This window comes from Bacillus mexicanus (assembly GCF_050445615.1).
In the GTDB taxonomy this organism is placed as follows: domain Bacteria; phylum Bacillota; class Bacilli; order Bacillales; family Bacillaceae; genus Bacillus; species Bacillus mexicanus.
Genome location: NZ_JBCEYV010000001.1, coordinates 1 through 20,796, shown reverse-complemented (window position 1 = coordinate 20,796; position 20,796 = coordinate 1). Strand labels below are relative to the sequence as shown.

Genomic DNA, 20,796 nt, shown 5'->3' with positions numbered 1-20,796 from the left:
TCTATGTCTTTCTTACATGTCGACCATGTAACCCATACTTATTTTTCTATTAAAGAAAAAACAACGGCCGTGCGGGATATTCACTTTGATGCTGATAAAGGCGATTTCATCTCGTTTCTCGGCCCAAGCGGCTGCGGAAAAACAACATTGCTTTCCATTATTGCCGGCCTGATTGAGCCAGCAGAAGGCAGAGTTCTGATTGAAGGCCGTGAGCCGAATCAAAAAGAACATAACATTGGCTACATGCTTCAGCAGGATTATTTATTTCCCTGGAAATCTATCGAGGAAAATGTACTTCTTGGTTTAAAAATCGCCGACACGCTGACGGAAGAAAGCAAGGCTGCTGCACTCGGTCTATTGCCGGAATTCGGTCTCATAGACGTGGAAAAGAAATACCCGAAAGAGCTGTCAGGCGGAATGCGCCAGCGAGCTGCGCTTGCAAGAACTCTAGCGCCAAATCCAAGTCTGCTTTTGCTGGATGAGCCATTTTCCGCGCTCGATTTTCAGACAAAGCTGTCATTGGAAAACCTGGTATTCCGCACATTAAAGGAGTATCAAAAAACAGCAGTGCTAGTCACACATGATATAGGAGAAGCGATAGCGATGAGCGATACGATCTATTTATTTTCAAATCAGCCGGGCACCATTCATCAGATTTTCACCATTCCTAAGGAGTTGGCCGCGATGATGCCTTTTGACGCCCGCCAAGAGCCAGCCTTCCAGACGCTGTTTCAAACGATATGGAAGGAGCTGAACTCTCTTGAGAAACAGCAAAGAAACGATTGATCTGCTTCATGAGCAATATCAACTCAAACAAAAAAAGGAAAAATGGAATGTCCATTCCTTTCAGCTTGCCATATTTATTCTCTTTTTCTCGGGATGGGAAATTTCCAGCAGGCTCGGCTGGATTGATCCGCTGATCTTCAGTTCTCCGTCAGCTGTATGGCATTTATTGCTGGAGAAACTCGGTGATGGGTCTTTACTGTCACATATCGGTGTCACTTTAGTCGAAACAGTGCTGGGCTTTTTACTTGGAACGTTTACGGGCACGTGTCTTGCTGCTTTGTTATGGTGGTCCAAGCGGCTTGCCAGAATTTTAGATCCGTACCTTGTTATCTTGAATGCAATGCCGAAAGTGGCGCTCGGCCCGATTCTGATTGTCGCGCTCGGCCCCAGTTTGATCAGCATTATTGCAATGGGGGCCACCATTAGTGTGATTATCACGACCATCGTTGTATACACCGCTTTTCAGGAGGTTGACGAAAACTATATAAAAGTCATGAAAACATTTGGCTCAAAAAAACGGGGCATTTTTAAGGAAGTGATTCTGCCCGCATCCTCCCCCGCTATTATTTCGACACTGAAAGTAAATGTTGGTTTATCATGGGTTGGCGTCATTGTAGGGGAATTCCTTGTGTCTAAGGTCGGTTTAGGATACATGATTATTTACGGTTTCCAAGTCTTCAATTTCACACTCGTCTTCTTAAGCCTGCTGATCATCGCCATATTCGCCACTTTGATGTATCAGGGCGTAGAGCTGCTGGAAAAGAAATGGACGAAAGGCAGGACATAAAAAACCCGGCACATGGCCGGGTTTTTTTATTCGATCCATCCAGCTTCTTTCAGTTTTTTCAAACAGATCGGAAGAACGGAATCTTTCATAATAAAGCTGAATTTTTTATTGCGTGAAAGGTTCTCCGGCAGTTCATGAAATAATACCGGACCTTTCGTTTCAAAGTAATCAGCTTGCTTTTCGAGCTTTTCTATATGTGCAAAATATATATTTTTCACAATCACTTTTTCTTTACCGAGAACTTTATACTGTCCGAGGTACCGCAGGCTTTTCACTCGCGCTCCCGTCTCTTCCTTTACTTCCCGGAGTGCCGCTTCTTCCGCGCCCTCCATCGGCTCTACTTTCCCGCCTGGAAACTCATAGCCTCTGTCCTCATGTTCTGTTAACAGCCATTTGTCTCCAAAACGGCAAATCACCCAGACATGCTTCGGGCTGTCTGAGAAAGGCTGATCGTCAAAGGAAAGCTGAACAGTATTCTGATAATAATCTTTAAACTCGTACATGTTTATCCCTCAAATCCGTTCCTAGCTATCTTCCATACATCATACCATAGTTACGTTTCTTCGGAAGCCTTTTATCAAAAAATAAGGGGAACCCAGCACGCTATGAAGGTCTAAAGCATGCATACCAGCTCGTACAGTTTTTTGCCATGCCTTTTGCCAGAATGTGCGACCAGCGCTCTGGGCTTTATTATGACCCGTAAACAGGGAAAAGTTACGGTTTGCGCTTGATTTTATTTTTTAATGTTTCTAAAAGATCGATAAGCATCTGAGGAACCGGTATACCAAGAGAGCTGGCTGTTACAACAATTTGCACGGATTCATAAAGAATATAAAACATAATAGCCAAGTCACGCATTGACCCCTGTGTATTCAGCAGCTGATCAAAAAAGTGGCATACAGAGATCAGAGCCAGCGTAACTAATTTTTTAGCAAATCGGGCAAATACCATTTTAAACGTCAGTTTGTGAATAATCGATTCCTTCAAAGTCGTACTGATAAATTCAATTGCCATAAGAGAAAGCAAAATAAGAAATGAGTACTGAAAACCTCCGAAAAAAAACCCTGCCGCCGACACGCTGACTGCTAAAAACGAAAAGATGCCAAAGTCTCTGCCCATTTATCCCAACATCCTTTCACAGAAACGGCCTTACGATATATTCTATGGAAAACAAGCCGAACGGATTGGATTTTTCAGAAAAATGGACTGGTTGTTGCCTGATTTTCGGATGCAACATCAAAAGCCGGACATCTTTTATAAGACATCCGGCCTTTCTCCTTTTTGGACCTAACCTAGGTAAGCTTTCAGCATCCAGTTGTGTTTTTCAATATTTTGATGGATCGCAAGAAGCATGTCCCCTGTTGTTTCATCTCCGACTTCATCAGCTAAATCCATGCCTTTTTTCAGCTCTTCCGCAATCACTGTGAAATCATCATATAGGCTTTGAACCATTTGCTCAGCCGTTTCATTTCCTGCCGCTTCTTTTACAGAAGCCGTTTCCAAGGATTCCTTCATTGTTGCAATCGGTTTTCCATCGAGCGCCAAAAGACGTTCTGCTAAGTCATCAATGTAAGTTGCTGTTTCGTTATACAGCTCCTCAAACTTTTCGTGAAGAGTGAAAAAGTGTTTCCCTTTCACATACCAGTGATAATTATGTAGTTTGACATACATGACGGTCCAGTTGGCTACTTGTTTGTTCACTGCTTGAATCAATTGTTCTGACATGATTATCTTCCTCCTTGTTATATGTCTATGTATACCCTTAATATCGTACGTTAAAACCTCTTTTTCACCGCTTATCTGTTACGATTTCTTCCGCTGTGCTACAATTGTTAAAAAACGGGAGGTGGAAAGTCATGATGCTTCTCATTACTGTAAGTATTTTGATTGTGCTGGCTGTTTTGCTCGTTACCATTTGGACGACTGTGAGAGCCTATAATGTAAAGCACACCATTGATCCTCCGCAAGAAACTCGTTCTGATTCAAAAAATCAATGAGAGTGCGATTGCCTGTCTTCAGACTGATCGCTGGCAGCATGGGCGTCACCGACTTGAACTTTTAAGGTCGGCATGCTGTGCTGTTTTTTTGCTGTGACATGGGATTGGACAGTATATACACCATCTTCCTTAAATATTGTGTCCAAGCGATATACGCCTTTTTCCTGCTTTGCTTTAAATATTTGGCTGGCGTCTTTTTCCCCTTCTTTCCATACTTCAAACTCCACTTCATCGGCATCTGTCACCGCTTCATCACCATATGAAATAGCTGCTTCATATACAGCATTTTCTCTGGCATTTACTTTTTCAGGGCCGGTCAGCTTGACATTCAATACCTCGGGCGTCTCATCTGTATTCGCTGTGTTTTCGCCAGATTCACAGCCGTTAAAGAAAAATGCAGAAAAAAGCAGCACAACCAGCATCTTTTTCATGCCATCACCCTTTCATCATTTACCTACATAGTAGCAAACGCTTACAACAAAAGGTACACAAAATAAAAAGTCGTCACAAAAAAGACCTTTTTGCATAAACGCAAAAAGGTCTCTTTCTGTTTAGCCAAATACTTTCAGCAATTCTTCTTTATCTTGCGACAGCCAGAAACGCATGAGACGTTTAGCTCCTTCTAGATCATGAAGCTTCGCTTGGCCGCATTGCTTTTCATTGGCAGCCGGAATTTCGGTAATTTCCACCGCTTCCTTCATTGTGTCTTCAAGCAGATCAACGATTTCCGCTGATGTCGGCTCCCCGCTTACAACAAGATAGTAGCCTGTTTGGCAGCCCATTGGAGAAATATCAATGATATCAAAATGATCATATTTCTCTGCATGAGAACGAATCGTAAACGCCAGCAAATGCTCGAGCGTGTGAATAGTGTCAGGCTTCATCGCCTGTTTATTTGGCTGGCAAAAACGAATATCAAATTTATTGACAACGCCGTCTGTTCCCACCTTATGCACACCGCAATGTCTTACATATGGAGCAACAACCGCATTATGATCAAGCTCAAAACTTTCTACTGAAGGCATAATGGCACTCTCCCTTTTTTAAAAATGTAGTTTTATTATAACATACCTTTCCGATAAGAATTATCGAATAACTTTTCAATCTGTGTTTTTTTTCTTATACTTGCATCAGAAAGGTTGCTGAAGATATATGAAAACCCTATTTATCACCCTGATCAGAGGATATCAAAAATTCATCTCGCCCTTGACGCCGCCAGCATGCCGCTTTTATCCGACGTGTTCCCAATACGGGATTGAAGCGATTAAAACGCATGGCGCTTTAAAAGGCGGCTGGCTGACAATCAAACGGATTTTGAAATGCCACCCGTTCCATCCGGGAGGAGTCGATCCCGTCCCTGAAAAGAAACGAAAGCGTTAATCGCGATAACCGTTTACGACAAGATCGAGTTTTCCGGTTTCAGGATCAATGACTAAACCATGGACAGGAACATCTTCCGGAAACAGCGGATGATGCTTAATCACGTCTACGCTGTCTTTTACACTTGCTTCCACTGAATCAAAGCTTTTAAACCATTGATCAAAGTCCACACCCGAAAATCTTAATGTGTCGATGCGTTCTTCCGGAATTCCTCTTTCTGTCATTCTATTCAGCATGCTTTCACTGCTGATTTTGCTCATGCCGCAATCGTGATGCCCGATTACACATACTTCATCGGCGTTCAGCTCGTACACTGCGACAAGCAAACTTCTCATGATGCTGCCGAATGGGTGTGTCACAAGCGCACCAGCACTTTTAATGATTTTCACATCACCATTTCGCATATTCATTGAATGCGGTAGCAGTTCAACTAAACGTGTGTCCATACAAGAAAGAATCGCCATTTTTTTATCTGGAAATTTTGAAGTCTGATACTTTTCATAATCTTTTTGTTCAGTAAATGTCTTGTTAAATTCCAGAATATCATTTATTAAGCTCATAGCTAGTAATATCCTTTCCATCCTTTTTACTCTTTAATATATCACAGCGGCAGTCTATTCGTCATCTTACCGAAATGAACCGCGGCAAGAAAAAAGACAAACCCTCAGGTCTGCCTCATTTCCCCATATTGTAGCGTTTTTTGAACTGCTCAACTCTCCCGCCTTTTTCATTGAATTTCTGGCGGCCTGTATAGAATGGATGCGTGTCAGAGCTTACTTCTACTTTAATGACAGGATATGTGCTGCCGTCTTCCCACTCTGCTGTTTCATTAGATGTTTTAGTAGATGTGCTGAGAAAACGGTAGCCGCTGTTGACATCCTGAAATATGACTTTGTGGTTCTTTGGGTGAATTCCTTCTTTCATGTGTAACTCTCCTTCCTTCAAATCGAAATAATTACGTTTTATTTTATATCTCTGCAATCATTTTGTCAATTATATCCTTCCCTGTATGTTCTCATCATAAACTTCATGGCATTGAAAAATAGGAAGAATAATCTAACCAAGGAAGCAAATAATAAACCCAAAATACATACAGAACGTCTCTTTAGAAAGGTGGTTTATGATGATGGATGATTTAGTATTGGCCAGAAGCCTTTTTGGCACAACAATGGGCTTTCATATCATTTTCGCAACGCTTGGAGTTGGCCTTCCGCTGATGATTTTAGCGGCGGAATTGATCTATCAAAAGACGAAAGATGACCATTATGCGATCATGGCAAAAAGATGGACGAAAGCACAAGCCGTTTTGCTGGGGGTTGCCATACCGACAGGGACGATTGCCGGTACTCAGCTTGCGCTTTTATGGCCGGGATTTATGGAAGTGATCGGCCGGGTCATGTCCCTGCCATTTCAAATTGAAATCTATGCTTTTTTTATAGAAGCTCTTTTTATGTCAATTTATGTATACGCCGCAGACCGCTTGTCACCAGTTATGAGGATTGTTGCCGTTATCTTTGTGTTAGTCGGAGCCGCAGCGTCGGCTGTTCTGATCACCAATGTCCATGCTTTTGAAGGAACACCGGCAGGTTTTAAAATTTTAAACGGAAAAATTACAGATGTTGATCCATGGGCTGCATTCTTCAACCCAAGCTTTTTTATCACTGCCGGCCATGTCGTTTTGTCCGCGTTTATGACGGGTGCTTTCATTGTGGCTTCTGTGGCCGCATATAAAATGATCCGAACAAGAAAAAAAGAATCGGTTTATCGCTTTCACCGGAAAGCCCTTTTGCTCGCACTGACGATCGGCGGTATTTTTTCATTGCTGACTGCTTTGAATGGACACGAATCTGCACAGATGCTGTACGAATACCAGCCCGAAAAATTAGCAGGTGCGGAAGGCCTGTTTGAAACAAGATCACACGCCCCGCTCGCGATCGGCGGTTTTACCGATGCGAATGAAGAAAAGGTAAAATGGGCCATTGAAATTCCTTGGGCGTTAAGCTTTCTGGCAGCGAATCGCTTTGACACTGTTGTCAAAGGATTAAATGCATTTCCCAAAGACGAATGGCCGCCGCTCTTCATTCACACGCTGTTTAATGCGATGGTAGGCGTAGGCATGCTGCTTATCCTTTATTCCATTATCGGAGTGGTTTGGAGAAAGGTGCTCAAGAAAGACCGTTTCCCAACGTGGCTTTTGGTTATTTTCCTGACGGCAGGCCCTTTTAGTCTCATCGGCATTGAATTCGGCTGGATTTTCGCCTGTACGGGGAGACAGCCTTGGGTCATCTATCATCTCCTGAAAACGTCGGATGTCGTGACAACGACTGGATCGATCGGGGTGCTGTTCTTATTTTTCACATTTGTTTATGCAGTGTTAGGCGTAGCTGTCGTCTACGTGCTGCTGTACTATTTCCGCAAGCACCCAGTTGACGAAGATTTAAATACAACGGAGTCGTAATACTCCGAAAAACAGGAAATTAAATGGAAGGAAGATCCGCTAATGGACATTTCAACTGATGCTCTGATTGCCATCTCAATTATCTGGGGCTTTGTGTTTATTTACGCCGTCATGGCGACAATGGATTTTGGAGCGGGATTTTGGTCTATGATCTATTTAAATAAGGAGCACATGAAGGCTACTGATATTGCAAACCGCTTTCTGTCTCCGACATGGGAGGTCACAAATGTCTTTATTGTGGCCATCGTCGTGGCGCTTTTCAGCTTTTTCCCTGGCGCGACGTTTGTGCTCGGAACCGTACTATTAATTCCAGGGAGTATGATTTTACTGTTTTTAGCCATCCGAAGCGGATTTCTCGTTTTTTCAAACACAGCAAAAGAACGGAAAGTGCTAAGATATATTTCCGGCATATCCGGCTTTATCATCCCAGCTATTTTAATTTTGGTGCTTCCAGTGACACACGGAGGGTTTATCGAAAAAACAAACGGAATCTATAGCTTAAACATGTCTAAAATCTTTTCAAGCCCTAATGCCTATTCATTTATCGGGTTTGCGATTTTAAGCACTTTGTTTTTGTCTTCACTGCTGCTTGCTGATTTTTCAAATGTGGCGGAAGAACAAGATGCGTACCGCGCTTACAGGAAAAGCGCCTTGATTACCGGCCCGCTTTCACTTCTGTTTGCTGTATGTATTATCCTGACGCTGCGGAATGAAGCAAACTGGCTGTATAGCGGAATGATGAATGATTTCTCTTGGATTATTGTATCTTTCATTACATTTGTTATTGCTGGAATTTCTCTTTTTCTGCCTAACAAGAGCTTTGGCCAAAACATCGGCAAGCCGCGGCTTGCGCTTGTCGCCATTGCGGTCCAGTATTTTTTGGCAAGCTACGCGTACGGACAGGCACATCTCCCGTATATGATTTACCCCGATGTGACTATCATGTCAGGCTTCACAGAGCCAGCAACGTTCAAAGCGCTATTCGCGACGTATATCGTAGCATTTATCATTCTCTTCCCAGGCTTTTATTTCTTCTGGAGAATGTTTATGCGAGATAAACGGTATATCCGCCAGGAGGAATAGAGGATAAGCCCGCCGGCTATACTAAGCCAGAACCTATATAAGGAGGGGATAGCATGGAGCAGAAAATTCTATGCGAAGTCAACAACTGTTCTTATTGGGGCAAAGGAAACAAATGCACCGCTGACGCCATTTATGTTGTCAGCCATACTGGTGAAACCGCTGATAATAGTCAGGAAACAGACTGCAAAACGTTTAAGCCGCATGATTTGTAATAAAAACCACCCGTTATTATCACGGGTGGTTTTTTCACACCTTTTCTATCACAGGTACAGAGTATCCCCATATCTTTCTTTGTTTTCTGTCCTCCAAAGCAAATATGCGTAATCCTTGCAATTCAAGGTTGTGTGCTAAAGTTCAATATAAACTCTCTGCATGTATAGAGGCAAAAAATATTTTCATCTTGGAGAGAGTGTTTTTTAACCACGCTGGAAGCTGTTTGTAATCTAGTCCTAGTTTGCAAAAAAACCGGCTGAGCCAGCAGCCGGTCCAAACGAGAAGGGATGTATTCAACGAACAGTTTTACTATAACAGCACACTGGCATTCACTCAAAATAGCAAAATGCTTTTTTTCTTACCCATGCTGCGTAAAAACTTCCATTTTGGTCACATATTTTCGCATAATGTTCTGATTCACTTCAACCCCTAAACCAGGCTGTTTTGACACAGAAATAAATCCATTTTCAATATGGATATCAGGGGTCACAATATCCTCAGCCCAATAGCGTGAAGATGATGAGATATCACCAGGTATTGTGAATTGCGGCAATGAAGCAAGCGCCACGTTTTGCGCTCTTGAAATGCCAGTTTCGAGCATTCCGCCGCACCAAACCTGCATATGATGCTCTCTGCATAAATCATGAATTTTTAACGCTTCTGTTAAGCCGCCAACTCGAGAAGGCTTAATATTAATGATTTTGCAGCTTCCAAGTTCTATCGCCCGCCTTGCATCATCTGCTGAACAAATGCTTTCATCAAGGCAAATGGGCGTTTTTAAGTATTTCTGTAAGTGGCGGTGATCAACGATGTCATCAGCTTGGAGAGGCTGTTCAATCATCATTAAATGGTACTCATCAAGCTCCTTTAAGCGGCTGATATCCTTCAGCTCATAGGAAGAATTGGCATCGGCCATGAGCGGAATATTAGGGAACCGGCTGCGGATAGCCTTGACCAATTCCACATCCTGTCCAGGCTGAATTTTTATTTTTATTCTTTGATATCCTTCTTTTTGATAGCTCTCAATTTCTTTCAGCATATCGTCAAGGGGCGCCAAACCGACAACCACCCCGGCAGGGACTTTATCTCTTGTTCCGCCCAATGCTTCGGCGAGAGATATGCCTTTCTTTTTCGCATAAATATCCCAGACAGCCGATTCAAGTCCCGCCTTTGCCATGCGGTTTCCTTTATAGCGTGCCAGACTGTCCGGCACATCGGAGGGGTGATTGAATTCACGACCGACGACGTTGGGAATAAAAAAATCCTTTAACATATGCAAACATGTTCCAATGGTTTCCTCAGTGTACCAAGGCGATGAGAACGCAGAAACTTCTCCCCAGCCAGTAACACCTGATGTATCGACAGCTTCCACGATCAGAAATGACCGCTCCTGAAGCGTTTCTATACTGTTTTTGAACGGTTTCTTTAAATTCATATTTAAATGATAAAGTGTAATTTTCTCGACTTCGATCATAGCAGTTCTCCTTTACGCGCATCCTTCAGCTGATTTCGCAAGAGCTTATTAGACGCATTGCGCGGCAGTCGGTCAAGTTCAAAAAATTTCGCCGGAATTTTATACTTCGCCAAGCGGTCTTTGCAATAGGAGGTTAATTCTTCTACACTCACAGGCTTATGAAGGACAAGATAGGCATGTGGAACCTTTCCCCATTTTTTATCCTCTGCTCCTGAAACACCAGCTTCAGCTACAGAAGGATGTGAAAGCAGGACTGACTCCACTTCAGCCGGATAAATATTTTCTCCGCCTGATATGATCAGATCTGAACGTCTGTCTAGTACATATAAAAAGCCTTCGCTGTCCAAATATCCAAGATCACCGGTTTTCAGCCAGCCATTTTGAAAGGAGGCTTCGTTTGCGCTCTTTCGATTAAAATAGCTTTTCATCACATTCGGGCCTTTGACCATGATTTCACCGTGTTCAAACGGTTCACACACCTGCCCGTCTCGCTCTATTTTAATCTCACATGAAAACAGCGGTTTCCCCGCAGATCCGAGCTTTTCCATACTGAATTCCGGCGACAGAGTAACAATTTGTGAGCATGTCTCAGTCATTCCGTATGATTGAAAAACAGGGAACCCTTTCTCTCGGCACTCCTCAAGCAATGGCAGCGGTGCAGGACCCCCGCCGAGCAGAATACACCTGATAGATTCAGGACAGCGGCTTGTTTCTTCCAAAAGGCCAGCCAGCATGGTCTGCACCGCAGATATCATGGTCACTTGATGCCTGCTGATAGAATCCAGCACATCGCTTACGGAAAAACGCTGGTGAAGCACAACAGTCATTCCGTAGATTACCGATTTAAATAATGCGGACAATCCGCTGATGTGAAAGAGCGGCAATGCAATAAGCCATCGGTCTTGTTCTGTTATACCCAAATTAAGTGCAGATGACACCGCACTGAAGTAATGGTTTCCGAACGTTTGCTGAACCCCTTTTGGTTTGCCGGTCGTACCTGATGTATACATCAGTGTTGCCGTTTGATCCAATTTCATATAGGCCTGAATCTCAATGTCCTCAGCAGCTGTTTTCATCAGTTCATCCACATCAATGGTTTGAACGGTATGCTCATAATTTTGCTTGTCAAAGCTTGAATCTGTCAGCAAAAAGCGAGCGCCGGAATCCTCCAGCTGAAACAGCCTTTCATGTGTTGACAGCTTTGTATTCAGAAGCACCGCCTTCACGCCAAGCAAAAAACATGCATGTACGGCGTATACCATTTCTGTACGGTTGTGGAGCAAAATAGCCGCAGTATCTCCCTTTCGGACTGAATAAGCAGCAAGACGCGCCGCCATTCGCTTAGACGCGGCAAATAGTTCTGCAAATGTCACGGTTTGGTCTTCATAGATGAGAGCAATTCTCTCAGGTGTCAGCTGTGCTCGCTGCATGAGCCAGTTGGGCTGTTCTGTCAGCATGTCATCATCTCCGAGGTAAAATGTCTGTATTGAAAAGAAAACAGCTTGGACCGCAAAGTCTCAAGCTGTTTGTTTACTAAGTATTGCTGATCACGGAAAACGAGGGAACTGTCCGAAATCAGGTTTGCGTTTTTCCTTAAAGGAATCTCGTCCTTCTTTCGCTTCATCAGTTGTGTAGTAAAGTAGGGTAGCATCCCCTGCAAACTGCTGAATCCCAGCAAGTCCATCTGTATCCGCATTAAACGCAGCTTTAAGAAAACGAAGTGCAGTCGGGCTTTTTTCAAGCATTTCTTCACACCATTTAATCGTTTCTTCTTCAAGTTGTTCCAATGGAACGACTGTATTGACAAGACCCATGTCAAGCGCTTCTTGAGCATTGTACTGACGGCATAGGTACCAGATTTCACGGGCTTTTTTATGTCCTACGATACGAGCCAGGTAGCCAGAACCGTAACCAGCATCAAAGCTTCCGACTTTAGGGCCTGTCTGTCCGAAAATCGCATTGTCCGCAGCAATTGTCAAGTCACATACGATGTGAAGCACATGGCCTCCGCCGATCGCATATCCGGACACCATTGCGACAACCGGTTTCGGAATGACACGGATTAAACGCTGAAGATCCAATACGTTTAGACGCGGAATCTGGTCGTCTCCTACATATCCGCCATGACCGCGCACTTTTTGGTCTCCGCCTGAACAAAATGCTTTGTCTCCGGCACCGGCAAGCACGATAACCCCGACGTTTTGGTCGTCTCTTGCGTCAGCAAACGCATCAATCATTTCAGCAACCGTTTTAGGTGTAAACGCGTTATGTACCTCAGGGCGGTTAATAGTTATTTTTGCAATACCATTATACGTTTCATACAATATTTCATCGTATGTTCGTTTGGTTTTCCATTCTGCAGCCATATAATGACCTCCTTTTATTCTCTATATGAATGAGTCAGATGCTTGTTAAAAACTCACTCACTATTTTACCAAAAACTTGCGGCTGTTCCACATGGACCGTGTGGCCGGCTTTTGGAACAATCTCTATTCTACTAGATGGGAGCTTCTTATGCACCTCTTGATTGATGGCGCAAAACTTTTCATCCCACTCCCCGCAGATCAGAAGCACAGGCACGTCTATTTTTTCTATACGGTTCCACAAGGAAGGCTGTGAACCAGTGCCCATACCGTTTAAACTGTTTGCAAGCCCAATCTTATTGTTCCGCAAACGGCCCGACCTTATCCTGTGGCGAATATCTTCAGCAAGATGCTGCTGGGATGAAAACAAAGGGATGTTCTCCCAATATTGTACAAAAGCTTTAATCCCGTCACGCAAAATAAAATCAGCAAGCTTCCGGTCCCTCATGATCCGTTCCCGCCGTTCCTCAAGCGTTTTAAGCCCAGGCGTTGTGCTTTCAAGCACAAGTGCCGATATTCGTTCAGGATATGCCGCCGCAAAAGAATAAGCAAGCCTTCCTCCCATAGAATACCCAATCAATTTCACTTTGTGAAGTTTTAATTGATCAAAAATTTCGGCAAGGTCAGAAACTTGCCGGCTTATGCTGTATCTATTCCTATTTAGCGGGGCATCAGTTTCTCCATGCCCTAAACAATCAAGTTTGATCAAACGGGAATCAGGCAGCATCCGATCAAGAAAAGTCCATGATTGTTTGCTGCCGGTAAACCCGTGCAGACAGACGACGGCTTCGAGAGCATTTGACCGTTCGTCGGTGACCGCATATCGGACACCGTCTGAAACAGTTATGCTTACAGTCCCCATTGCTTTTTCACTTCCCGCACAGCCTCATTCAGCATATCGCGATGGAGCTGAACTCTCGATTGGCGATCCGTTTTGATTTCGATCAAATGGAGTCCGGGCTCATCTGCCTGCGGTGCATAAGCTGCTTTGAACTCATCCCACGACGCTGGGCAAGAATACGTTCCTCCGTAAAGCGCAGCCGCATGCTTGAAATCGAGCCCTGTCGGTGTGCCAAACAAATCTTCAAAGTGTGTCTTCTCAGAAGCCTGCGGCAAAAATGAGAAAATCCCGCCGCCGTCATTATTCACGAGAATCACAGTAAGCGGAATGCCAAGCTTTTTGGCTGCCAGCAGTCCATTTAAATCGTGATAAAAAGATAAATCTCCAATGACGAGGGTAACAGGCGCTTTTGTTCCTTCACATACCCCCATGGCAGAAGAGACAACACCGTCAATCCCATTTGCGCCACGATTTGAATAAATTCGAAAGTTTCGTTCCTGGTTTTCAAAAAACGTATCAACATCCCTGATCGGCATGCTGTTGCCGACGAACAGCGAACTGTTTGCAGGCACGAGATGCTGAAGAATTCGGTAGAGATTGCCTTCAAACGACATCTCTTCACTGCTGATTGTTTGTAAGTGCGCACGGAACCGGCTATTGACAAACTGCCACTTTTCCAGCCACTCTGATGACTTAGTCATAGCAGCATGTTCTGCCATGATGGCTTCAGCAAAAGCAGATGGATTGCAGTGAATCATATGTGCGCTTGCCTGTGTCGGATCTCTCCACCCGCCATCCTCGTCAATCACAATCTGCCGAATGTCAGGGTCATCCTTAAGCCATAAGAAAACCGGTTTTGAAACAGGCATCGGTCCAAAACGGATGACAACATCAGGACGAAGTTTCGACTTCAATTCATCATCTTTTAAAAATGAATCATACGCATCAATAACAGTGCTTTTATCATGATCACCGTTCCGTAAATTAGAGAGTGGGTCTGCTAAAATCGGATACTGAAGCGCTTTTGAGAGCGCAATAATGTTTTCCTTATCCGCATCACTATGGAGCTCTCCGCAAACGATCATGCCTTTTTCAGCCTCTGTGAGCATTTCAGCTACATCAGACAGGGATTCGCGGTCAACAGATTGCATACCCGTTTTCACAGAGACGTGACGGTCTGTTCTCATCCTTCCAAACGGCTCATCCGAAAGATCCGGAATCAGCGGTTCCCGCAGCGGGACATTCACATGCACAGGGCCCATTGGGCGTTTTTGCGCTTCTCCGGCTGCACGCCCGGCCAGCGTTCGGATATATCTCAGCATATGCGGAGACTCTTCAGGAAGAGCAGAGTCTGTGAAAAACTTAACAAATTGGCCGAATAAGAAATGCTGATTAATAGCCTGCGGTGCGCCTACTTCACGCAGCTCGTGAGGCCGATCAGCAGTTAATACAATAATTGGCACTCTTGAATAATGAGCTTCAATTACTGCCGGATAAAAGTTGGCCGTCGCTGTTCCCGATGTACAGATCAAAAGCACGGGATGCTGCTTTGCTTTCGCCAGCCCTAAAGCAAAAAACCCGGCAGACCTTTCATCAATTTGGACATGGACGTTAATATCAGGATGCGCGGCTGCAAGAATAGCCAGCGGTGTAGACCTAGAGCCTGGACAAACGACGGCATCCGTAATCCCGGAAAGGGCGAATTCATCAATAAAACTTCCGATGTAATGAGTAATTGGGTTGACTGTCAACGCCTCTCACCTCCTAACGCAGAGATCATCGGCTTTAATTTAATCTGAGTTTCTTCATACTCTGACTGAGGGTCTGAGTCTTCCACAATGCCGCATCCGGCAAATAGCCTTGCTGTGCTGCCTTCGATTAATCCTGAACGGATGGCTACTGCAAATTCCCCGTTATTCTGGCTGTCAATCCAGCCGATAGGAGCCGCATACCAGCCGCGGGACATCGGTTCGATTTCTCTGATCACTTCAACCGCTTTTTTTTGTGGTTCGCCCCCAAGCGCCGGTGTGGGATGCAGCTTTTCAATTAAATCAAAAAGCGAAGCAGACTCACGAAGCTGTCCGACTATCGGCGTAAATAAATGCTGAACGCTTTTCGTTTTGTACAATTGAGGTCCGTCAGGCTTTTCAACCTCCGAACAGCTTGATACAAAAGCGTCATGAATCATGCCTACAACAATATCATGCTCCAGCAGATTTTTTTCATCGTTTAATAATTCAAGGCCCATTCGACGGTCTTCTTCTTCATTCTCACCGCGTTTAATAGAGCCAGCCAAACAAGAAGACATGACAGTGTTGCCGTCTCTTTTGATCAGTCTTTCCGGAGATGCACCGACAAAGGTTTTTCCTTCCTGCTCAATTGCAAACACATAGCTTGTCTGCTGATCGTTCAGAAGTGTTTTAAGCATCGGTTCAATCTGGACCGGTCCATCAAACGTGAGCAGCAGCTCTCGAGCTAGAACCACTTTATCATATTGTTTCTCTTTAATTTGACTTGTAGCCGCTTCAATTGCTTTCAGCCAATTATCCTTATCCAGCTCTTGAGAGGCTTCAATCACAGCTTGATTTTCTTGATTAAAGTCAGGAACCTTACATTCAGCTGCAAAAGATGTTAAGTCATCCAAAACAGCCTCTGCGTCTTCCTCTCCGCTTATCCATCTGTTGACTGTTAAGCACGGGCCTTCGGCAGTCATCGTCAGCATAAGCGCAGGCACGAAGAAATCCCCTTCCGAGAAATGGTTCCATTGTGTACCTCTTTCTTCGTAAGGGTCAAAAGAAAATCCTCCGAACAGAACAGGTCCCACTGCAGAATGATGCAGCTTTTCTTCTTCATAAATATGAAAAGCCGTCTTTTTAAAGCGTTCCCATTGTTCAAACACCTCACGATACCGCTCGCTGTTTTTTTCATTTGTCTGGAAAACCGCTTCTTTGCCAAGACCGACTATTGTCAATTCACTTTCAGGATCTGACCAAAAAAATCGATTGCCTGTATATTTTTTTGCTCCGTAATTGAAAAATGATAGAGGGTCAAGAGACTCGATTTGTCTCGAATAGCTTATTAAGACAGCATGGTTGACTTCTTTGGCTTTATGTAATGCATGTAGAACTTCCTTTCGGAACGTACGCTGCACCGTTGTCACCATGAGACATTCCTCCATAATCCTTAAAATGCTTTTAATACCATACACCTGTGTCTCCTTTGTGTCAAACACACAGATCAGGCAGTCCAAATGGCCTGCCTTACCTATTATAAACCTAATTTCAGAAATGAAAAAGAAACAAACCTCAAATTTCTTTCTCCACTGATAGCAAAGGTTGTATCCGTTTACCATATAAGGTAAACCGCCTATATTTATCCACTCGCTATTTATGAAAGTTCTCAGGTGATCTGTTCATACTAATGGTATGCATCACAGAGAAATGAGGCGATTACATTGCTTACAAAAGACCAGCTTCAACACTTGAAACATGAACTGGAACAAACAAAAAAAGATATCTTAAACCGTTTCAAAGACAATGACCATTTTCAGCTTAACTCTGCCTTTCCTTATGATTCATGGGGCGAGCTTTCTGCTTACGACAACCACCCCGGCGATCAGGCAACAGAGCTCTACGAACGTGAAAAAGACATCGCACTCGACTTGCATGAGCGAGAGCATCTTCGGGACATCGAACATTCATTGAAAGCGATAGAAAACGGTACGTACGGCATTTGCGAAGTCAGCGGAAAGGAAATCCCTTACGATCGACTTGAAGCGCTGCCGACTGCCACAACGCTCGCAGAGTATTCATCACAGGACGTCATTTCCAAAGACCGTCCGATCGAAGAAGAAACGCCTTTCGGACAATTTGAATTTGACGATGATGAAGAAATCAGAGCGCCTTATGACAGTGAAGATTCCTACCAGGACGTCGAAAAATACGGAAACTCATCAACACCTCAGGATATGGAAAACCCTCCGCTCAGCTATGATGATATGACGATGAATGCCGAAGAAAATATCGGCAATACAGAGTCGTACGAAAATTTCATTGCAACAGATATTACAGGCAAAGAAATTACAGTTTATCAAAGCAGAGCCCATGAACGTTATGAGGAAGAACTCGATGAAGAAGGAATCATGACCACATTCGGCGACCTCCATGCTGATTGAACCCCCGTTAAAGGGGGTTCTTGTACATTTTCATCACATCGGTCATCAGCTTCAAATAACCCTTTTGCTGCCCAATGTCATGTCGCTTGCCCTCCAGCAATTTTTCAACAGACTCTCCTTCGTGTGGAATGACGAAACATTCAATGTGATGCTAATCAGTTCTCTAATAAGTGACTTTACGATGTCATTCGCGAAAAATACGTTCCTAAATCTATTTTATGGAAAAATAAGAACCAATAAAGTACTGATTTAAGCCCATCTTTTCCCCATATCGGGAGTTTAATCTTTATAAAAGATAGGGTAAGTACAAATGCAAAATAAATACATATGGAGGTTGCAAATATGAAGAAAATTGTCGGTGCCATAGCCGTTTTTGTAATTACCTATGCGCTGTTTTCAGCAGCAGGATACTTGTTTCCAATTGACCAACAATGGTACCATTCACTGAAAAAACCGAACTGGACACCGACAGGATCTGCGATCGGCATCGTTTGGGCGATCCTGTTTGCCCTGATCTCCCTTTCAGCTACCATAGTATTTGCAGCGTGTTCATTTAAAAAAGCGAAAAGCTTTTGGATAATACTTTTGGTTAACTTCGTGCTGAATCAGGCATTCAGCTATTTTCAATTCACTCAAAAAAATTTGCTCGCTGCATCGATTGACTGCTTGCTTGTCGCGATCACTGCATTCCTATTAATGTTCATTGCAAAAAAATACAGCATGGCTGCTAGCTATCTTCTTTTGCCTTATGTATTATGGAGTGCGTTTGCAACGTTCTTATCTTTTACAATCTATTCCATGAATCTGTAAATCAAAAAAAGCCGCTGTAAGAGCGGCTTTTCAGATTGTTGACAAAATTTCATTTATAACTTATATCGCTTCTTTTCTTTCTGCAATAAATAGAGTTCGAACGCCACAGTTGTTTGCTTTGTCCATTAGACTCTGTTCTCAGGACTAGTGTTAAAATCCTCGCTTACCTGTTAATTCTAAAGCATATCAGGATTTATAAAAATTAAAAACCTTGCATATTCTACAAGGTTTCTGGATGACCCGTACGGGATTCGAACCCGTGTTACCGCCGTGAAAGGGCGGTGTCTTAACCGCTTGACCAACGGGCCGATAGTTGAGAACTTATATTTGTAATCATATGGCGGAGAAGGAGGGATTTGAACCCTCGCGCCGCTTACACGACCTACACCCTTAGCAGGGGCGCCTCTTCAGCCACTTGAGTACTTCTCCAATTGGCTCCACAGGCAGGATTCGAACCTGCGACCGATCGGTTAACAGCCGATAGCTCTACCACTGAGCTACTGTGGAATATAAGTCATGGTGGGCCTGAATGGACTCGAACCATCGACCTCACGCTTATCAGGCGTGCGCTCTAACCAGCTGAGCTACAGGCCCATGACGATATAGAAATGGAGCGGGTGATGGGAATCGAACCCACGACATCAGCTTGGAAGGCTGAGGTTTTACCACTAAACTACACCCGCAACTTTATTTGGGGCGATTGATGGGAATCGAACCCACGAATGCCAGAGCCACAATCTGGTGCGTTAACCACTTCGCCACAACCGCCAAAACATATATTAATAAATGGTGGCTCGGGACGGAATCGAACCGCCGACACACGGATTTTCAGTCCGTTGCTCTACCAACTGAGCTACCGAGCCTTATATTTAAAATGGCGGTCCGGACGGGACTCGAACCCGCGACCTCCTGCGTGACAGGCAGGCATTCTAACCAACTGAACTACCGGACCATTTATTTTGGTTGCGGGGGCAGGATTTGAACCTGCGACCTTCGGGTTATGAGCCCGACGAGCTACCGAACTGCTCCACCCCGCGATGATTAAAAGTATATATGGAGGAGGAAGAGGGATTCGAACCCCCGCGGGCTTTGACACCCCTGTCGGTTTTCAAGACCGATCCCTTCAGCCAGACTTGGGTATTCCTCCGTATAGTGGTGGACCTTGTAGGACTCGAACCTACGACCGGACGGTTATGAGCCGTCTGCTCTAACCAACTGAGCTAAAGGTCCATTGGTAGCGGCGGAGGGGATCGAACCCCCGACCTCACGGGTATGAACCGTACGCTCTAGCCAGCTGAGCTACACCGCCAAATATTTATTGAAACCAAGTGGAGCCTAGCGGGATCGAACCGCTGACCTCCTGCGTGCAAAGCAGGCGCTCTCCCAGCTGAGCTAAGGCCCCAAGAATGGTCGGGAAGACAGGATTCGAACCTGCGACCCCATGGTCCCAAACCATGTGCTCTACCAAGCTGAGCTACTTCCCGATTTCATGTAGATGATGGCGCGCCCGAGAGGAGTCGAACCCCTAACCTTTTGATCCGTAGTCAAACGCTCTATCCAATTGAGCTACGGGCGCAAAAATCAATGCCGAGGGCCGGACTTGAACCGGCACGGTAGTCACCTACCGCAGGATTTTAAGTCCTGTGTGTCTGCCAATTCCACCACCCCGGCGTGGATGGTATAGTTGGAGCGGAAGACGGGATTCGAACCCGCGACCCCCACCTTGGCAAGGTGGTGTTCTACCACTGAACTACTTCCGCAAAATTGGTGCGGATGAAGGGACTTGAACCCCCACGTCTGTAAAGACACTAGAGCCTGATTCTAGCGCGTCTGCCAATTCCGCCACATCCGCAATATGGAAATGGTGAGCCATGAAGGACTCGAACCTTCGACCCTCTGATTAAAAGTCAGATGCTCTACCAACTGAGCTAATGGCTCTTCTTATAAGAGACTTGAATATAATAACATATAAAAGTGGTGCCGGCAAGAGGACTTGAACCCCCAACCTACTGATTACAAGTCAGTTGCTCTACCAATTGAGCTACACCGGCCTATATGTAAAACCGATATGTATAATGGTGGAGGATGACGGGCTCGAACCGCCGACCCTCTGCTTGTAAGGCAGATGCTCTCCCAGCTGAGCTAATCCTCCATAATTGCACTAACGTGCAATTGCTTGGCGGCGTCCTACTCTCACAGGGGGAAACCCCCGACTACCATCGGCGCTGAAGAGCTTAACTTCCGTGTTCGGCATGGGAACGGGTGTGACCTCTTCGCTATCGCCACCAAACAAGTTGAGAGTGTTCTCTCAAAACTAGATAACAGATGTAACATCATTCAAATGTGGTTAAGTCCTCGATCGATTAGTATCTGTCAGCTCCATGTGTCGCCACACTTCCACCTCAGACCTATCAACCTGATCATCTTTCA

General features: G+C 44.6%; 22 protein-coding genes, 21 tRNA genes and 2 rRNA genes. 9 read left to right on the top strand and 36 right to left on the bottom strand.

Annotated features, from left to right (window positions below):
• Positions 1-3 precede the first annotated feature (3 nt).
• Positions 4-786 (top strand): ABC transporter ATP-binding protein, encoded by a 783-nt coding sequence (locus AAGG74_RS00225; RefSeq protein ID WP_429674191.1) that lies wholly within the window; start codon positions 4-6, stop codon positions 784-786.
• Positions 761-1,573: an ABC transporter permease gene (locus AAGG74_RS00220; RefSeq protein WP_429674190.1), complete on the top strand. Its 813-nt coding sequence runs from the start codon at positions 761-763 to the stop codon at positions 1,571-1,573. The genes AAGG74_RS00225 and AAGG74_RS00220 overlap by 26 nt, the downstream gene beginning before the upstream one ends.
• 26 nt (positions 1,574-1,599) lie before the next feature.
• Here AAGG74_RS00220 and ytkD read toward each other — a convergent pair whose 3' ends face one another.
• The 3 genes from ytkD to AAGG74_RS00205 form a co-directional block, all read right to left on the bottom strand.
• Positions 1,600-2,076 carry an RNA deprotection pyrophosphohydrolase gene (ytkD, locus tag AAGG74_RS00215; RefSeq protein WP_162101192.1) on the bottom strand — a complete coding sequence of 159 codons (477 nt, stop codon included), beginning with the start codon at positions 2,074-2,076 and terminating at the stop codon, positions 1,600-1,602.
• Between the two features lie 211 nt (positions 2,077-2,287).
• A complete protein-coding gene (locus AAGG74_RS00210; RefSeq protein WP_162101193.1) occupies positions 2,288-2,692 on the bottom strand; it encodes a phage holin family protein in 405 nt (134 codons plus the stop codon).
• 168 nt (positions 2,693-2,860) lie between these two features.
• A complete protein-coding gene (locus tag AAGG74_RS00205; protein WP_162101194.1) occupies positions 2,861-3,298 on the bottom strand; it encodes a Dps family protein in 438 nt (145 codons plus the stop codon).
• 131 nt (positions 3,299-3,429) lie between these two features.
• Between AAGG74_RS00205 and ytzI the strand changes: the two genes are divergently transcribed.
• A complete protein-coding gene (ytzI, locus tag AAGG74_RS00200; RefSeq protein WP_202923582.1) occupies positions 3,430-3,570 on the top strand; it encodes a YtzI protein in 141 nt (46 codons plus the stop codon).
• On the opposite strand, the gene AAGG74_RS00195 is transcribed toward ytzI, so the two are convergent.
• Both AAGG74_RS00195 and AAGG74_RS00190 read right to left on the bottom strand, forming a co-directional pair.
• Positions 3,564-4,001, bottom strand: a complete 438-nt coding sequence (locus tag AAGG74_RS00195) for a FixH family protein (protein ID WP_162101196.1) — start codon at positions 3,999-4,001, stop codon at positions 3,564-3,566. The genes ytzI and AAGG74_RS00195 overlap by 7 nt on opposite strands.
• 120 nt (positions 4,002-4,121) lie before the next feature.
• Positions 4,122-4,595 (bottom strand): S-ribosylhomocysteine lyase, encoded by a 474-nt coding sequence (locus tag AAGG74_RS00190; RefSeq protein WP_003219361.1) that lies wholly within the window; start codon positions 4,593-4,595, stop codon positions 4,122-4,124.
• A gap of 127 nt (positions 4,596-4,722) precedes the next feature.
• Here AAGG74_RS00190 and yidD point away from each other — a divergent pair, with 127 nt between their 5' ends.
• Entirely contained in the window at positions 4,723-4,950 is a 228-nt protein-coding gene (gene yidD / locus AAGG74_RS00185; RefSeq protein ID WP_162101197.1) for a membrane protein insertion efficiency factor YidD, read from the top strand.
• On the opposite strand, the gene AAGG74_RS00180 is transcribed toward yidD, so the two are convergent.
• Positions 4,947-5,510 carry a beta-class carbonic anhydrase gene (locus AAGG74_RS00180; RefSeq protein WP_225493607.1) on the bottom strand — a complete coding sequence of 188 codons (564 nt, stop codon included), beginning with the start codon at positions 5,508-5,510 and terminating at the stop codon, positions 4,947-4,949. The genes yidD and AAGG74_RS00180 overlap by 4 nt on opposite strands.
• Before the next feature lie 115 nt (positions 5,511-5,625).
• Entirely contained in the window at positions 5,626-5,874 is a 249-nt protein-coding gene (locus AAGG74_RS00175; RefSeq protein WP_024714695.1) for a type B 50S ribosomal protein L31, read from the bottom strand.
• Positions 5,875-6,076: 202 nt separating this feature from the next.
• Here AAGG74_RS00175 and AAGG74_RS00170 point away from each other — a divergent pair, with 202 nt between their 5' ends.
• From AAGG74_RS00170 to AAGG74_RS00160, 3 genes are read left to right on the top strand one after another with little or no spacing between them, the layout of a single operon-like run.
• Entirely contained in the window at positions 6,077-7,408 is a 1,332-nt protein-coding gene (locus AAGG74_RS00170; RefSeq protein ID WP_162101199.1) for a cytochrome ubiquinol oxidase subunit I, read from the top strand.
• A gap of 42 nt (positions 7,409-7,450) precedes the next feature.
• The gene (locus AAGG74_RS00165) at positions 7,451-8,491 is read left to right on the top strand and encodes a cytochrome d ubiquinol oxidase subunit II (RefSeq protein WP_429674188.1); all 1,041 of its coding nucleotides are present in this window, start codon (positions 7,451-7,453) and stop codon (positions 8,489-8,491) included.
• 53 nt (positions 8,492-8,544) lie between these two features.
• A complete protein-coding gene (locus AAGG74_RS00160) occupies positions 8,545-8,703 on the top strand; it encodes a DUF1540 domain-containing protein (protein WP_162101201.1) in 159 nt (52 codons plus the stop codon).
• A gap of 359 nt (positions 8,704-9,062) precedes the next feature.
• Here the strand turns inward: AAGG74_RS00160 and menC are convergent, their stop codons facing one another.
• The 6 genes from menC to AAGG74_RS00130 all read right to left on the bottom strand — a co-directional run bounded on the left by menC (position 9,063) and on the right by AAGG74_RS00130 (position 16,545).
• Positions 9,063-10,178, bottom strand: coding sequence for an o-succinylbenzoate synthase (gene menC / locus AAGG74_RS00155; protein ID WP_429674187.1), 1,116 nt, complete (start codon positions 10,176-10,178; stop codon positions 9,063-9,065).
• A complete protein-coding gene (locus AAGG74_RS00150; RefSeq protein WP_429674186.1) occupies positions 10,175-11,635 on the bottom strand; it encodes an o-succinylbenzoate--CoA ligase in 1,461 nt (486 codons plus the stop codon). The genes menC and AAGG74_RS00150 overlap by 4 nt, the downstream gene beginning before the upstream one ends.
• Positions 11,636-11,725: 90 nt before the next feature.
• Positions 11,726-12,544, bottom strand: coding sequence for a 1,4-dihydroxy-2-naphthoyl-CoA synthase (gene menB, locus AAGG74_RS00145; RefSeq protein ID WP_003219322.1), 819 nt, complete (start codon positions 12,542-12,544; stop codon positions 11,726-11,728).
• A 34-nt stretch (positions 12,545-12,578) separates the two neighbouring features.
• Entirely contained in the window at positions 12,579-13,403 is an 825-nt protein-coding gene (gene menH / locus AAGG74_RS00140; RefSeq protein WP_429674184.1) for a 2-succinyl-6-hydroxy-2,4-cyclohexadiene-1-carboxylate synthase, read from the bottom strand.
• Positions 13,391-15,133: a 2-succinyl-5-enolpyruvyl-6-hydroxy-3-cyclohexene-1-carboxylic-acid synthase gene (gene menD, locus AAGG74_RS00135; RefSeq protein ID WP_429674183.1), complete on the bottom strand. Its 1,743-nt coding sequence runs from the start codon at positions 15,131-15,133 to the stop codon at positions 13,391-13,393. The genes menH and menD overlap by 13 nt, the downstream gene beginning before the upstream one ends.
• The gene (locus AAGG74_RS00130; protein ID WP_429674182.1) at positions 15,130-16,545 is read right to left on the bottom strand and encodes an isochorismate synthase; all 1,416 of its coding nucleotides are present in this window, start codon (positions 16,543-16,545) and stop codon (positions 15,130-15,132) included. Before AAGG74_RS00130 ends, menD begins: the two co-directional genes overlap by 4 nt.
• Positions 16,546-16,836: 291 nt before the next feature.
• On the opposite strand from AAGG74_RS00130, the gene AAGG74_RS00125 reads away from it, so the two are divergent.
• Together AAGG74_RS00125 and AAGG74_RS00120 are read left to right on the top strand one after the other, a co-directional pair.
• Positions 16,837-17,556 (top strand): yteA family sporulation protein, encoded by a 720-nt coding sequence (locus AAGG74_RS00125; RefSeq protein ID WP_429674181.1) that lies wholly within the window; start codon positions 16,837-16,839, stop codon positions 17,554-17,556.
• A 342-nt stretch (positions 17,557-17,898) separates the two neighbouring features.
• Positions 17,899-18,366 (top strand): TspO/MBR family protein, encoded by a 468-nt coding sequence (locus AAGG74_RS00120; RefSeq protein ID WP_429674180.1) that lies wholly within the window; start codon positions 17,899-17,901, stop codon positions 18,364-18,366.
• 236 nt (positions 18,367-18,602) lie between these two features.
• Here AAGG74_RS00120 and AAGG74_RS00115 read toward each other — a convergent pair.
• The 23 genes from AAGG74_RS00115 to AAGG74_RS00005 all read right to left on the bottom strand — a co-directional run.
• Positions 18,603-18,674 (bottom strand) — tRNA-Glu (locus AAGG74_RS00115).
• Positions 18,675-18,704: 30 nt separating this feature from the next.
• Positions 18,705-18,795 (bottom strand) — tRNA-Ser (locus AAGG74_RS00110).
• Between the two features lie 3 nt (positions 18,796-18,798).
• Positions 18,799-18,873 (bottom strand) — tRNA-Asn (locus AAGG74_RS00105).
• Positions 18,874-18,883: 10 nt separating this feature from the next.
• Positions 18,884-18,960: transfer RNA gene (locus AAGG74_RS00100), tRNA-Ile, on the bottom strand.
• Positions 18,961-18,975: 15 nt separating this feature from the next.
• Positions 18,976-19,049: transfer RNA gene (locus tag AAGG74_RS00095), tRNA-Gly, on the bottom strand.
• Positions 19,050-19,058: 9 nt separating this feature from the next.
• Positions 19,059-19,134, bottom strand: a tRNA-His gene (locus AAGG74_RS00090).
• A gap of 19 nt (positions 19,135-19,153) precedes the next feature.
• Positions 19,154-19,229, bottom strand: a tRNA-Phe gene (locus AAGG74_RS00085).
• Positions 19,230-19,241: 12 nt separating this feature from the next.
• A tRNA-Asp gene (locus AAGG74_RS00080) sits at positions 19,242-19,318 on the bottom strand.
• Between the two features lie 8 nt (positions 19,319-19,326).
• Positions 19,327-19,403: transfer RNA gene (locus AAGG74_RS00075), tRNA-Met, on the bottom strand.
• 17 nt (positions 19,404-19,420) lie between these two features.
• Positions 19,421-19,513: transfer RNA gene (locus AAGG74_RS00070), tRNA-Ser, on the bottom strand.
• A gap of 6 nt (positions 19,514-19,519) precedes the next feature.
• Positions 19,520-19,596 (bottom strand) — tRNA-Ile (locus AAGG74_RS00065).
• A 2-nt stretch (positions 19,597-19,598) separates the two neighbouring features.
• Positions 19,599-19,675, bottom strand: a tRNA-Met gene (locus AAGG74_RS00060).
• A 20-nt stretch (positions 19,676-19,695) separates the two neighbouring features.
• A tRNA-Ala gene (locus AAGG74_RS00055) sits at positions 19,696-19,768 on the bottom strand.
• Between the two features lie 5 nt (positions 19,769-19,773).
• Positions 19,774-19,850, bottom strand: a tRNA-Pro gene (locus AAGG74_RS00050).
• A 15-nt stretch (positions 19,851-19,865) separates the two neighbouring features.
• Positions 19,866-19,942, bottom strand: a tRNA-Arg gene (locus AAGG74_RS00045).
• 9 nt (positions 19,943-19,951) lie between these two features.
• Positions 19,952-20,037, bottom strand: a tRNA-Leu gene (locus AAGG74_RS00040).
• 14 nt (positions 20,038-20,051) lie between these two features.
• Positions 20,052-20,126 (bottom strand) — tRNA-Gly (locus AAGG74_RS00035).
• Positions 20,127-20,131: 5 nt separating this feature from the next.
• Positions 20,132-20,218 (bottom strand) — tRNA-Leu (locus tag AAGG74_RS00030).
• A gap of 10 nt (positions 20,219-20,228) precedes the next feature.
• Positions 20,229-20,304, bottom strand: a tRNA-Lys gene (locus tag AAGG74_RS00025).
• A 37-nt stretch (positions 20,305-20,341) separates the two neighbouring features.
• Positions 20,342-20,417: transfer RNA gene (locus tag AAGG74_RS00020), tRNA-Thr, on the bottom strand.
• 25 nt (positions 20,418-20,442) lie between these two features.
• Positions 20,443-20,518, bottom strand: a tRNA-Val gene (locus AAGG74_RS00015).
• A gap of 22 nt (positions 20,519-20,540) precedes the next feature.
• Positions 20,541-20,656, bottom strand: a 5S ribosomal RNA gene (gene rrf / locus AAGG74_RS00010).
• 53 nt (positions 20,657-20,709) lie between these two features.
• Positions 20,710-20,796 (bottom strand): 23S ribosomal RNA (locus AAGG74_RS00005); the annotation flags it as partial.

Coding starts and splice junctions, on each gene's coding strand:
- AAGG74_RS00130 (WP_429674182.1), bottom strand. CDS start 16,545: ATGGTGACAACGGTGCAGCGTACGTTCCGAAAGGAAGTTCTACATGCA.
- AAGG74_RS00205 (WP_162101194.1), bottom strand. CDS start 3,298: ATGTCAGAACAATTGATTCAAGCAGTGAACAAACAAGTAGCCAACTGG.
- AAGG74_RS00165 (WP_429674188.1), top strand. CDS start 7,451: ATGGACATTTCAACTGATGCTCTGATTGCCATCTCAATTATCTGGGGC.
- AAGG74_RS00180 (WP_225493607.1), bottom strand. CDS start 5,510: ATGAGCTTAATAAATGATATTCTGGAATTTAACAAGACATTTACTGAA.
- ytzI (WP_202923582.1), top strand. CDS start 3,430: ATGATGCTTCTCATTACTGTAAGTATTTTGATTGTGCTGGCTGTTTTG.
- AAGG74_RS00225 (WP_429674191.1), top strand. CDS start 4: ATGTCTTTCTTACATGTCGACCATGTAACCCATACTTATTTTTCTATT.
- yidD (WP_162101197.1), top strand. CDS start 4,723: ATGAAAACCCTATTTATCACCCTGATCAGAGGATATCAAAAATTCATC.
- ytkD (WP_162101192.1), bottom strand. CDS start 2,076: ATGTACGAGTTTAAAGATTATTATCAGAATACTGTTCAGCTTTCCTTT.
- AAGG74_RS00210 (WP_162101193.1), bottom strand. CDS start 2,692: ATGGGCAGAGACTTTGGCATCTTTTCGTTTTTAGCAGTCAGCGTGTCG.
- AAGG74_RS00170 (WP_162101199.1), top strand. CDS start 6,077: ATGGATGATTTAGTATTGGCCAGAAGCCTTTTTGGCACAACAATGGGC.
- menC (WP_429674187.1), bottom strand. CDS start 10,178: ATGATCGAAGTCGAGAAAATTACACTTTATCATTTAAATATGAATTTA.
- menH (WP_429674184.1), bottom strand. CDS start 13,403: ATGGGGACTGTAAGCATAACTGTTTCAGACGGTGTCCGATATGCGGTC.
- AAGG74_RS00160 (WP_162101201.1), top strand. CDS start 8,545: ATGGAGCAGAAAATTCTATGCGAAGTCAACAACTGTTCTTATTGGGGC.
- AAGG74_RS00175 (WP_024714695.1), bottom strand. CDS start 5,874: ATGAAAGAAGGAATTCACCCAAAGAACCACAAAGTCATATTTCAGGAT.
- AAGG74_RS00150 (WP_429674186.1), bottom strand. CDS start 11,635: ATGCTGACAGAACAGCCCAACTGGCTCATGCAGCGAGCACAGCTGACA.
- AAGG74_RS00120 (WP_429674180.1), top strand. CDS start 17,899: ATGAAGAAAATTGTCGGTGCCATAGCCGTTTTTGTAATTACCTATGCG.
- AAGG74_RS00190 (WP_003219361.1), bottom strand. CDS start 4,595: ATGCCTTCAGTAGAAAGTTTTGAGCTTGATCATAATGCGGTTGTTGCT.
- AAGG74_RS00195 (WP_162101196.1), bottom strand. CDS start 4,001: ATGAAAAAGATGCTGGTTGTGCTGCTTTTTTCTGCATTTTTCTTTAAC.
- menB (WP_003219322.1), bottom strand. CDS start 12,544: ATGGCTGCAGAATGGAAAACCAAACGAACATACGATGAAATATTGTAT.